7 protein-coding genes, 1 tRNA gene and 1 pseudogene are annotated in these 12,889 nt (G+C 42.6%); 6 read left to right on the top strand and 3 right to left on the bottom strand.

Translation table 11 applies throughout. From position 1 onward, the window contains the following. Positions 1-24: 24 nt before the first annotated feature. From endA to HT715_RS12295, 3 genes are all read left to right on the top strand, one after another. Positions 25-855, top strand: a complete 831-nt coding sequence (endA, locus tag HT715_RS07905) for a DNA-entry nuclease EndA (protein WP_001036782.1) — start codon at positions 25-27, stop codon at positions 853-855. A gap of 336 nt (positions 856-1,191) precedes the next feature. Next, entirely contained in the window at positions 1,192-2,523 is a 1,332-nt protein-coding gene (locus HT715_RS07900; RefSeq protein WP_023936733.1) for a hemolysin family protein, read from the top strand. Between the two features lie 61 nt (positions 2,524-2,584). Continuing rightward, the gene (locus HT715_RS12295) at positions 2,585-2,719 is read left to right on the top strand and encodes a hypothetical protein (protein WP_259390846.1); all 135 of its coding nucleotides are present in this window, start codon (positions 2,585-2,587) and stop codon (positions 2,717-2,719) included. Here the strand turns inward: HT715_RS12295 and HT715_RS07895 are convergent. Beyond that, positions 2,711-2,781 (bottom strand) — tRNA-Cys (locus HT715_RS07895). The genes HT715_RS12295 and HT715_RS07895 overlap by 9 nt on opposite strands. 414 nt (positions 2,782-3,195) lie before the next feature. Here HT715_RS07895 and rpoB point away from each other — a divergent pair. The 3 genes from rpoB to ndk all read left to right on the top strand — a co-directional run bounded on the left by rpoB (position 3,196) and on the right by ndk (position 11,167). Next, positions 3,196-6,807: a DNA-directed RNA polymerase subunit beta gene (gene rpoB, locus HT715_RS07890; protein WP_050243143.1), complete on the top strand. Its 3,612-nt coding sequence runs from the start codon at positions 3,196-3,198 to the stop codon at positions 6,805-6,807. Between the two features lie 32 nt (positions 6,808-6,839). Then, on the top strand, positions 6,840-10,517 hold the full coding sequence (gene rpoC, locus HT715_RS07885; protein ID WP_171038890.1) for a DNA-directed RNA polymerase subunit beta': 3,678 nt from the start codon (positions 6,840-6,842) through the stop codon (positions 10,515-10,517). A gap of 236 nt (positions 10,518-10,753) precedes the next feature. Then, on the top strand, positions 10,754-11,167 hold the full coding sequence (gene ndk, locus HT715_RS07880) for a nucleoside-diphosphate kinase (protein ID WP_023936737.1): 414 nt from the start codon (positions 10,754-10,756) through the stop codon (positions 11,165-11,167). A gap of 247 nt (positions 11,168-11,414) precedes the next feature. Here ndk and HT715_RS07875 read toward each other — a convergent pair whose 3' ends face one another. Both HT715_RS07875 and HT715_RS11980 read right to left on the bottom strand, forming a co-directional pair. Beyond that, the gene (locus HT715_RS07875; protein ID WP_054388457.1) at positions 11,415-12,335 is read right to left on the bottom strand and encodes an N-acetylmuramoyl-L-alanine amidase family protein; all 921 of its coding nucleotides are present in this window, start codon (positions 12,333-12,335) and stop codon (positions 11,415-11,417) included. A gap of 18 nt (positions 12,336-12,353) precedes the next feature. Beyond that, positions 12,354-12,889: pseudogene (locus tag HT715_RS11980) on the bottom strand (choline-binding protein G); the annotation flags it as partial.

The raw sequence follows: 12,889 nt of genomic DNA, 5'->3' as shown, positions 1-12,889 counted from the left end.
CTTTTTCTAAAGATAAGGAGAAATATGAACAAAAAAACAAGACAGACACTAATCGGACTGCTAGTGTTATTGCTTTTGTCTACAGGGAGCTATTATATCAAGCAGATGCAGTCGGCACCTAATAGTCCTAAAACCAAGCTTAGTCAGAAAAAACAAGCGTCTGAAGCTCCTAGTCAAGCATTGGCAGAGAGTGTCTTAACAGACGCAGTCAAAAACCAAGTAAAAGGGAGTCTGGAGTGGAACGGATCAGGTGCTTTTATCGTCAATGGTAATAAAACAAACCTAAATGCCAAGGTTTCAAGTAAGCCCTACGCTGATAATAAAACAAAGACGGTGGGCAAGGAGACCGTACCAACCGTGGCTAATGCCCTCTTGTCTAAGGCTACTCGTCAGTACAAGAATCGTGAAGAAACTGGGAATGGTTCGACTTCATGGACTCCTCCAGGCTGGCATCAGGTCAAGAATCTAAAGGGCTCTTATACCCATGCAGTCGATAGAGGTCATCTGTTAGGCTATGCCTTAATCGGTGGTTTGGATGGTTTTGATGCCTCGACAAGCAATCCTAAAAACATTGCTGTTCAGACAGCCTGGGCAAATCAGGCGCAGGCCGAGGATTCGACTGGTCAAAACTACTATGAAAGTAAGGTGCGTAAAGCCTTGGACCAAAACAAGCGTGTCCGTTACCGTGTAACCCTTTACTACGCTTCAAACGAGGATTTAGTTCCTTCAGCTTCACAGATTGAAGCCAAGTCTTCAGATGGAGAATTGGAATTTAATGTTCTAGTTCCCAATGTTCAAAAGGGGCTTCAACTGGATTACCGAACTGGAGAAGTAACTGTAACTCATACTCAATGAAAATCAAAAAGCAAACTAGGAAGCTAGCCGCAGGTTGCTCAAAGCACAGCTTTGAGGTTGCAGATAAAGCTGACGTGGTTTGAAGAGATTTTCGAAGAGTATCAGTAAAAGATAAGATAAACTCCTATATCACTTATGGATGTAGGAGTTCTTTTTTCTAGTTTAAGTAGGGCTAGAGTAGGTACTAAGAAAAAATGGTAACTTCTAAAACTAACTTCCAGTTTTGGGAGAGAGATGGAAGTTACTTTGAGAAGTTACGCTAAGAAAAAAATAATATGTATTGGATTAAATTTTGTGATATAATAAAGGATAAGATACTATTTTAGGAGAAGAACTATGGAAGACCCAAGTAGTCAGAATTTGTTGCTACAATTTGTTTTATTGTTTATCTTGACGGTATTAAATGCCTTTTTCTCAGCCACAGAAATGGCCATGGTTTCTCTTAATCGTGCCCGAGTTGAACAAAAGGCGGAAGAAGGAGACAGACGCTACATCCGCCTGCTGAAGGTACTAGAAAATCCTAACCACTTTTTATCAACCATTCAGGTAGGAATCACCCTGATTACAATCTTATCAGGGGCGAGTTTAGCTGATACTCTAGGACGTGTGATTGCCTCTTGGCTTGGGAATAGCGAAACAGCACAAGCCGTGGCAACTTTTCTATCCTTGGCATTTTTGACCTATATTTCCATCGTTTTTGGGGAATTATATCCTAAGAGAATCGCTCTTAATCTAAAGGATGCCTTGGCCATTCGTACAGCGCCGGTTATCATTGGGATCGGAAAACTAGTCAGTCCTTTTGTTTGGCTTTTAGCTGCTTCGACCAATTTCTTGAGCCATTTGACTCCTATGTCATTCGATGATGCGGATGAAAAGATGACCCGTGATGAAATTGCCTATATGCTGACAAATAGTGAAGAAACATTGGATGCTGATGAGATTGAGATGCTACAAGGTGTCTTTTCGCTCGATGAACTGATGGCACGAGAGGTTATGGTTCCTCGGACGGATGCCTTTATGGTGGATATTCAGGATGATAGTCAAAGCATTATCCAAAGTATTTTAAAACAAAACTTTTCCCGTATACCAGTTTACGATGGGGATAAGGACAATGTGATTGGAATCATTCACACCAAGAGTCTCCTTAAGGCTGGTTTTGTGGACGGTTTTGATAATATTGTTTGGAAGAGAATTTTACAAGATCCACTTTTTGTACCTGAAACGATTTTTGTGGATGACTTGCTAAAAGAATTGCGAAATACCCAAAGACAAATGGCAATCTTGCTAGATGAATACGGTGGGATGGCTGGTTTGGTGACCTTGGAAGACCTTTTAGAGGAAATTGTTGGTGAAATTGATGATGAAACGGACAAAGCAGCAATAGATGTTCATCAGATTGGCGAGGATACTTACATTGTTCAAGGAACTATGACCCTCAATGATTTCAATAATTACTTTGATGTTGAACTGGAAAGTGATGACGTTGATACCATCGCTGGTTATTATTTGACAGGAGTTGGGACCATTCCAACGACTGAGAAACTCAGCTATGAATTAGTTAGTCAAAACAAACAGCTTATCTTAACCAATGATAAAGTGAAAAATGGACGTGTTACCAAGGTAAAAGTCCAAATTACCGAAGTTGAAATAGAAGAAGAAACAGAGTAAACTAGAGGCTTTTGTCACCAGGCGTGACGAAGCTTTTTTCAGTTGATTTCATGAGGGAATTATGTCATGGAAAGAACTTTGCCCCAAAAGTTTTTCAAAATTATCCGTATTTATCAGAAGAAAAAATAAAAAAGCCCTTCAAATTGGGCTTTCTGTTCATTTGAAACCTGATAAATCAAGTTATAGAAGGCGGTAGACGGATTTGAACCGACGATCAAGCTTTTGCAGAGCCGTGCCTTACCACTTGGCTATACCGCCTTAACGTTTCTTATTATACCTTGAAAATCATTCTCAGTCAATAGTTTTTTCAGTTTTTTGTACCATAGTGTGATTCGAATGTGATGCCAAGTTTTCTATGGGAAAAAGATTACCAAAAATCTACTGAATCCCCTTGAAAAATCTAGCTAATTAGGGTATAATATAAATAATCATTTGTCGTAGGTTTTGTCTGAAATATTGTCCAGACAAGGCTCACAGCAGTTAAATCTTCTGAAAAAGTCAGATTTAGCTGCTCTTTTTGTGCTTTTTTTCAGGATTTTGAGTGCTTGTAACAAAGACTTAAAGATTCTGAAAATTTATCAAAGGGACACGGTGATAGGGGTTTTACAACCATATGACGATTAGAAAGCCTGATTGACAAGGCTTGGAACTTATTTACAAAGGAGAATCATCTTGGCAGGACATGACGTTCAATACGGGAAACATCGTACCCGTCGTAGTTTTTCAAGAATCAAAGAAGTTCTTGACTTACCAAATTTGATTGAAATTCAAACTGACTCATTCAAAGATTTCCTAGACCACGGTCTTAAGGAAGTGTTTGAAGATGTATTGCCAATTTCAAACTTCACAGACACAATGGAGTTGGAATTTGTTGGATATGAAATCAAGGAACCCAAATATACGCTGGAAGAAGCTCGTATCCACGATGCTAGCTACTCAGCACCAATTTTTGTAACCTTCCGCTTGATCAATAAAGAAACAGGCGAAATCAAAACCCAAGAAGTTTTCTTTGGTGATTTCCCGATCATGACAGAAATGGGTACTTTCATCATCAATGGTGGTGAACGTATTATCGTTTCTCAGTTGGTCCGCTCACCAGGTGTTTACTTTAATGATAAAGTTGATAAAAATGGTAAAGTGGGCTACGGTTCAACGGTTATCCCTAACCGTGGAGCTTGGTTGGAACTTGAAAGCGATTCAAAAGACATCGCCTACACTCGTATCGACCGTACTCGTAAGATTCCATTTACAACCTTGGTTCGTGCGCTTGGTTTCTCAGGTGATGATGAAATCTTTGATATCTTTGGTGACAGCGAATTGGTTCGCAACACTGTTGAAAAAGATATCCACAAGAACCCAATGGACTCTCGTACCGACGAAGCCTTGAAAGAAATTTACGAACGCCTTCGTCCAGGTGAGCCTAAGACAGCTGAAAGCTCACGTAGCTTGCTTGTGGCTCGTTTCTTTGACCCACGTCGCTATGACTTAGCAGCTGTCGGTCGTTACAAGATCAATAAAAAACTCAATGTTAAAACACGCTTGCTCAACCAAACCATTGCAGAGCCATTGGTAGATCCTGAAACAGGAGAAATCTTGGTAGAAGCTGGAACTGTTATGACTCGTAGTGTGATTGAAAGCATTGAAAGCCATTTGGATGGCGACCTGAACAAGATTGTTTACATTCCAAATGATGCAGCCGTTGTGACTGAGCCAGTTGTTCTTCAAAAATTCAAGGTTGTTGCACCAACTGACCCAGACCGTGTCGTAACAATTATTGGTAATGCTAATCCAGATGACAAGGTTCGTATCGTCACTCCTGCTGATATCCTTGCTGAGATGAGCTACTTCCTCAACTTGGCTGAAGGCCTTGGCCGTGTAGATGACATCGACCACCTTGGAAACCGTCGTATTCGTGCGGTTGGTGAATTGCTTGCCAACCAAGTACGTCTTGGACTTTCTCGTATGGAACGTAATGTCCGTGAACGTATGTCTGTTCAAGACAACGAAGTCTTGACACCACAACAAATCATCAACATCCGTCCTGTAACAGCTGCGGTGAAAGAATTCTTTGGTTCATCACAGTTGTCACAGTTCATGGACCAACACAACCCACTTTCTGAGTTGTCTCACAAACGCCGTTTGTCAGCCTTAGGACCTGGTGGTTTGACACGTGACCGCGCTGGATATGAAGTACGTGACGTGCACTACACTCACTATGGTCGTATGTGTCCCATCGAGACACCTGAAGGACCTAACATCGGTTTGATCAATAACTTGTCATCTTACGGACATTTGAACAAATATGGTTTTGTTCAAACACCATACCGTAAGGTTGACCGTGAAACAGGTGTTGTTACCAACGAAATCGTTTGGTTGACAGCCGATGAAGAAGATGAATTTACTGTAGCACAGGCTAACTCTCGTCTGAATGAAGATGGAACATTTGCTGAAAAAGTTGTCATGGGACGTCACCAAGGGGTCAACCAAGAGTATCCAGCTAATGTTGTTGACTATATGGACGTATCACCAAAACAGGTAGTTGCCGTTGCGACAGCATGTATTCCTTTCTTGGAAAACGATGACTCCAACCGTGCCCTCATGGGAGCCAACATGCAACGTCAGGCTGTGCCATTGATCAATCCTCAAGCACCTTACGTTGGTACTGGTATGGAATACCAAGCAGCCCACGATTCAGGAGCTGCTGTGATTGCTCAGTACGATGGTAAAGTTACTTACGCAGATGCTGACAAGGTAGAAGTTCGTCGTGAAGATGGTTCATTGGATGTTTACCACATCCAAAAATTCCGTCGTTCAAACTCAGGTACTGCCTACAACCAACGTACGCTTGTTAAAGTTGGCGATGTCGTTGAAAAAGGTGATTTCATCGCTGACGGACCTTCTATGGAAAATGGAGAAATGGCGCTTGGACAAAACCCAATCGTTGCCTACATGACTTGGGAAGGTTACAACTTCGAGGATGCTGTTATCATGAGCGAACGCTTGGTTAAAGACGATGTCTACACATCTGTTCACCTTGAAGAATACGAATCAGAAACACGCGATACAAAGCTTGGGCCTGAAGAAATTACTCGTGAAATTCCAAATGTTGGGGAAGACGCTCTTAAAGACCTTGACGAAATGGGTATTATCCGTATCGGTGCTGAGGTTAAAGAAGGTGATATCCTTGTAGGTAAAGTAACACCTAAGGGTGAGAAAGACCTTTCAGCTGAAGAACGTCTCTTGCACGCTATCTTCGGAGATAAATCTCGTGAAGTTCGTGATACTTCTCTTCGTGTACCACACGGTGCCGATGGTGTCGTTCGTGATGTTAAGATCTTTACACGTGCAAATGGAGATGAGCTGCAATCAGGTGTTAACATGCTGGTTCGCGTCTACATTGCTCAAAAACGTAAGATCAAGGTCGGAGATAAGATGGCCGGACGTCACGGAAACAAAGGTGTTGTTTCTCGTATCGTTCCTGTAGAAGACATGCCTTACCTTCCAGACGGAACTCCAGTCGATATCATGTTGAACCCACTTGGGGTGCCATCACGTATGAATATCGGTCAGGTTATGGAGCTTCACCTTGGTATGGCAGCTCGTACTCTTGGTATCCACATCGCAACACCAGTCTTTGACGGAGCAAGTTCTGAAGACCTTTGGTCAACTGTTAAAGAAGCTGGTATGGATAGCGATGCCAAAACAATCCTTTACGATGGACGTACTGGAGAACCGTTTGATAACCGTGTTTCTGTCGGAGTCATGTACATGATCAAACTCCACCACATGGTTGATGATAAATTGCACGCGCGTTCAGTCGGACCTTACTCAACTGTTACCCAACAACCACTCGGAGGTAAAGCTCAGTTTGGTGGACAACGTTTCGGTGAGATGGAGGTTTGGGCTCTTGAAGCCTACGGTGCATCAAATGTCCTACAAGAAATCTTGACTTACAAGTCTGACGATATCAACGGACGTTTGAAAGCTTATGAAGCTATTACAAAAGGAAAACCAATTCCAAAACCAGGTGTTCCAGAATCCTTCCGAGTTCTTGTCAAAGAATTGCAATCTCTCGGTCTTGACATGCGTGTCCTAGACGAAGATGACCAAGAAGTGGAACTTCGCGACTTGGATGAAGGAATGGACGAAGATGTCATCCACGTAGATGACCTTGAAAAAGCCCGCGAAAAAGCAGCCCAAGAGGCTAAAGCAGCCTTTGAAGCCGAAGAAGCTGAGAAAGCAACAAAAGCGGAAGCAACAGAAGAAGCTGCTGAACAAGAATAAGTAGCTCACTTAGAATAGAAAGGGAAGAAATAGTGGTTGATGTAAATCGTTTTAAAAGTATGCAAATCACCCTAGCTTCTCCAAGCAAAGTCCGTTCATGGTCTTATGGAGAAGTCAAAAAACCTGAAACAATCAATTACCGGACCTTGAAACCAGAACGTGAAGGACTCTTTGATGAAGTGATCTTTGGTCCTACAAAAGACTGGGAATGTGCTTGTGGTAAGTACAAACGCATTCGTTACAGAGGGATTGTTTGTGACCGTTGTGGGGTTGAAGTAACGCGTACAAAAGTTCGTCGTGAGCGTATGGGGCACATCGAATTGAAAGCTCCTGTATCTCACATCTGGTACTTCAAGGGGATTCCAAGCCGTATGGGCTTGACCCTTGATATGAGCCCTCGTGCCCTCGAGGAAGTTATCTACTTTGCAGCTTATGTGGTGATTGATCCTAAGGATACACCACTTGAGCACAAGTCTATCATGACAGAGCGCGAATACCGTGAGCGCTTGCGTGAGTATGGTTATGGATCATTCGTTGCCAAGATGGGGGCCGAAGCCATCCAAGACCTTTTAAAACAAGTAGATCTTGAAAAAGAAATTGCTGAACTCAAAGAAGAATTGAAAACAGCTACTGGACAAAAACGTGTCAAAGCCATCCGTCGTTTGGATGTTTTGGATGCCTTTTACAAGTCTGGAAACAAACCTGAATGGATGATTCTCAACATCCTTCCGGTTATTCCACCAGATCTTCGTCCAATGTTGCAGTTGGATGGTGGCCGTTTTGCCTCATCTGACTTGAACGACCTGTACCGCCGTGTTATCAACCGTAACAACCGTTTGGCTCGTTTGCTTGAGTTGAATGCACCTGGTATCATCGTTCAAAATGAGAAACGTATGCTTCAAGAAGCGGTTGACGCTTTGATTGACAATGGTCGTCGTGGTCGTCCAATCACAGGACCAGGTAGCCGTCCACTGAAATCATTGAGCCACATGCTTAAAGGTAAACAAGGACGCTTCCGTCAAAACTTGCTCGGTAAACGTGTTGACTTCTCAGGACGTTCCGTTATCGCCGTTGGTCCAACGCTTAAGATGTACCAATGTGGTGTGCCACGTGAAATGGCGATCGAGCTCTTTAAACCATTCGTCATGCGTGAAATCGTTGCCCGTGATATCGTGCAAAACGTCAAAGCGGCTAAACGCTTGGTCGAACGCGGAGATGAGCGTATCTGGGATATTCTTGAAGAAGTGATCAAAGAACACCCAGTGCTTTTGAACCGCGCACCTACCCTTCACCGTTTGGGTATCCAAGCCTTCGAGCCAGTCTTGATTGATGGTAAGGCCCTTCGCTTGCACCCGCTTGTCTGTGAAGCCTATAATGCTGACTTTGACGGGGACCAAATGGCCATCCACGTACCGCTTTCAGAAGAAGCCCAAGCAGAAGCTCGTATCTTGATGCTCGCTGCTGAGCACATCTTGAACCCGAAAGATGGTAAACCAGTTGTTACTCCATCTCAGGACATGGTTTTGGGTAACTACTACTTGACTATGGAAGAAGCTGGTCGTGAAGGTGAAGGAATGGTCTTCAAAGACCGTGACGAAGCGGTTATGGCTTACCGTAATGGTTATGTTCACCTTCACTCACGTGTTGGTATCGCAACAGACAGCCTCAACAAGCCTTGGACAGAAGAGCAAAAACACAAGGTCTTGCTTACAACAGTTGGTAAAATCCTCTTCAACGACATCATGCCAGAGGGTCTACCATACTTGCAAGAACCAAACAATGCCAACTTAACAGAAGGCGTCCCAGCTAAATACTTCTTGCCACTTGGTGGAGATATCAAGGAAGCTATCAGCAAACTTGAACTCAACCCTCCATTCAAGAAGAAAAACCTTGGAAATATCATCGCTGAAATCTTCAAACGTTTCCGTACGACAGAAACTTCTGCCCTACTTGACCGTATGAAGAACCTCGGTTACCACCACTCAACTCTTGCAGGATTGACAGTGGGTATCGCCGATATCCCAGTCGTTGATGACAAGGCTGAAATCATTGAAGAATCACACAAACGTGTAGAACAAATCACAAAACAATTCCGTCGTGGTATGATCACAGACGACGAGCGTTACAATGCCGTTACAGCTGAATGGCGTGCTGCCCGTGAAAAACTTGAGAAACGCTTGATTGCCAACCAAGATCCTAAGAACCCAATCGTTATGATGATGGACTCTGGAGCCCGTGGTAACATCTCAAACTTCTCACAGCTTGCCGGTATGCGTGGTCTGATGGCTGCTCCGAACGGACGTATCATGGAATTGCCAATCCTTTCAAACTTCCGCGAAGGTTTGTCAGTACTCGAAATGTTCTTCTCAACTCACGGTGCCCGTAAAGGTATGACCGATACGGCCCTTAAGACAGCCGACTCAGGTTACTTGACTCGTCGTTTGGTTGACGTTGCCCAAGACGTTATCATCCGTGAGGACGACTGTGGAACTGACCGTGGTCTCTTGATCCGCTCTATCGCAGAAGGAAAAGAGATGATCGAGTCTCTCGAAGAACGTCTCAATGGTCGTTACACTAAGAAAACTGTTAAACATCCAGAAACTGGTGCAGTAATCATTGGTCCAAATGAGTTGATTACAGAAGACAAGGCGCGTGAAATTGTCAATTCTGGTGTGGAAGAAGTCACTATCCGCTCCGTATTTACATGTAATACTCGTCACGGTGTCTGCCGTCACTGTTACGGTATCAACTTGGCGACTGGTGATGCGGTTGAAGTTGGTGAAGCAGTTGGTACAATCGCTGCCCAATCTATCGGAGAACCTGGTACACAGCTTACAATGCGTACCTTCCACACGGGTGGGGTTGCCTCAAATACTGATATCACTCAGGGTCTTCCTCGTGTCCAAGAAATCTTTGAAGCCCGCAATCCTAAAGGGGAAGCGGTTATCACAGAGGTTAAGGGACAAGTTACTGCTATCGAAGAAGATGCCTCAACTCGTACCAAGAAAGTCTTTGTTAAGGGCGAAACTGGTGAAGGTGAATATGTCGTTCCATTTACCGCTCGTATGCGTGTTGAAGTTGGGGACCAAGTAGCGCGTGGTGCTGCTCTTACAGAAGGTTCTATCCAACCAAAACGTCTCCTTGCAGTTCGTGATGTCTTGTCAGTTGAAACTTACCTTCTTGGTGAAGTACAAAAAGTTTACCGTAGCCAAGGGGTAGAAATCGGTGACAAACACATCGAGGTAATGGTTCGTCAAATGATTCGTAAAGTACGTGTCATGGATCCAGGTGACACAGACCTTCTCATGGGTACCCTCATGGATATCAATGACTTTACAGATGCTAACAAAGAAGTCCTTATCGCAGGTGGAGTTCCAGCGACAGGTCGCCCAGTCCTTATGGGAATTACCAAAGCCTCACTTGAAACAAACAGTTTCTTGTCAGCGGCTTCCTTCCAGGAAACAACTCGTGTCCTTACTGACGCAGCTATCCGTGGTAAGAAAGACCATCTCCTTGGACTTAAAGAAAATGTTATCATCGGTAAGATCATCCCAGCAGGTACTGGTATGGCCCGCTACCGTAACCTTGAACCACATGCTATCAACGAAGAAGAATACCTTAACCCTCCAGTAGAGGAAGAAGGAAACGAAGAAACAACAGAAGTAGTTGTGGATACTGCCGTTGAAACTGTGGAAGAAACAGTAGAATAAGAGAGAATGAGAGAGCCTTCGGGTTCTCTTTCTCTTTTCTGAAAACTTTCTCTATTTTTCCATGAAATATGGTAAAATAGTACTCAATGAAAATCAAAGAGCAAACTAGGAAACTAGCCGCAGGTTGNNTAAGACTGACGAAGTCAGTAACATATACCTACGGCAAGGCGACGTTGACGTGGTTTGAAGAGATTTTCGAAGAGTATAAAAGAAAGAAGCTGACAAAGGAGACAGGTATGGAACAAACATTCTTTATTATTAAACCAGATGGTGTAAAAAGAGGATTAGTGGGTGAAGTGTTGAAACGTATCGAACAACGTGGATTTACAATTGAAAAATTGGAGTTGCGTTCACAGCTTTCAGAAGAGCTGATTGACCAGCACTATCAGGACTTGGTTGGTCAGAGTTTTTACCCACCGATTCGTGAATTTATGACTTCAGGCCCAGTTTTTGTAGGTATCATTTCTGGTCCCAAAGTAATCGAAACTTGGCGGATCATGATGGGTGCAACTCGTCCAGAAGAAGCTTTACCAGGAACTATTCGAGGTGATTTTGCAAAAGCTGCTGGAGAAAATGAGGTTATCCAAAATGTTGTACATGGTTCAGATTCAGAAGAGTCAGCTAAGCGAGAAATTGCTCTTTGGTTTTAAGAGTGGATTGGCTCAATCAATTGGTTAAAAGCTCATTTGAATAGAAAGTATAGTCACATAAAAAAGAAAGGACTAACTTCGTCCTTTCTCATTCTTAGTTTTTCTTCAACCTACTACAGTAGATAAACATACTGAATAGCTACTGTCTTCACTCATTTAATTCTTAAAAATTGATAGAGTTGACAAATGGTAGAAAAAAGCTCTTTTTAATAAGTTAAGTATCAACTACAGTTACGATTAGCATTCGTTACTTAACCCACTCACCATTATAGTTTACGTAGTAACCATCTACTGTGGTATTAACAGCTAGAGCACCTGAACCATAGGCATAATACCATTTACCATTGATTTGGAACCAGCCTGTTTTCATATCTCCATTACTTGCATTTAGATAGTACCATATTGAACCATCTTTCACCCAACCTGTGGACATTGCACCTGATGAACGAAGATAGTACCAGTTATTACCAACATAAGCCCAACCTGTTGCCATTGCACCTGATGAACGGAGGTAGTACCACTTATTGCCAATTTGCTTCCAACCAGTTTGCATGATACCAGTTTCTGAATCTAGATAGTACCAAGCTGAACCATCATTTATCCAACCTACACGTCTTTCACCACCAAGATTCTTATTCCCAGAATTTCCTGTTTTTGCTAGGTAATACCAGTTAGATTGATCATAAAGCCAACCTGTCTTTAAATAATGATCTTGATCAAAGTAGTAGTATGCTAATTTAAGAACTTCGGGACCTTCCCAGCCTTCACCATGTTTTTTCCCAACGGTTAAGGAATATTTTAGCTCTAATTCTTGCCAACCAACAAACTCTTGTAGCACTCCATTTTCGTCAAAGTAGTACCATTCTGGCATTGGGGAACCTTCTAATCTGATACCATTAGGGTAAGGACCAATTGTATATCCTTTAACTGGCATTGGAATGTACTGCCAACCAACAACCATTTCGCCATTATAATCAAAATAATAGGTCTTCCCATCAATCACTCGCCAGTCCGTTTCTTTGAGGTTCCCCTTTTTGTAATAGGTTCTACCGTTTTCTTGGACAAACTGCCATCCTTCAGAGTTATCTGCAAATACTGTATTCGTAGCTAGCAAACCAAAGAAAATTACTGTTAGTCCAGCTTGCATAGTTTTTTTCAAAAGTTTCATTTATATATACCTCCAATATTAAATCCATTCACCAGATGAAGCGAAATTATAAACTTTACCATCAATAGTTTGGCTACCTGTAACCATTGCTCCACTTGAATTGAGATAATACCAATTTCCTCCCACTTTTATCCAACCGGTTTTCATGTCTCCATTTTTATTATCTAAGTAATACCATCTGCCTCGTATATATTTCCAACCTGTTGCCATTGAACCAGAGGTTTCCAGATAATACCATTTCCCATTTACTTTTTGCCAATCTGTGAGCATCTTACCGGAGGCGTCTAGATAGTACCAAGTGTCATTTATCTTTTGCCAACCTGTTTGTTTCGTACTGTTCTTATAATAGTACCAAGTACCACCAATCAATTTCCAACCATCAATAGAATGCCCTCGAATAACAGAGTAGATGAAAGATAGAGCCTTCTCATTTAACTTGACAGCATAATTCATTTGTTCTGCCTCACTCCCATTGGTATGAACTCCGACAACCCTATTGGTAGAATCATATACTGCTGAACCGCTTGCACCACGAAAAGTATCTACTTGATAGA

The sequence above is a fragment of the Streptococcus sp. 4155 genome (assembly GCF_013276695.1).
Taxonomy (GTDB): Bacteria; Bacillota; Bacilli; order Lactobacillales; family Streptococcaceae; genus Streptococcus; species Streptococcus pseudopneumoniae.
This window is presented reverse-complemented; position numbering and strand designations above follow the sequence as displayed.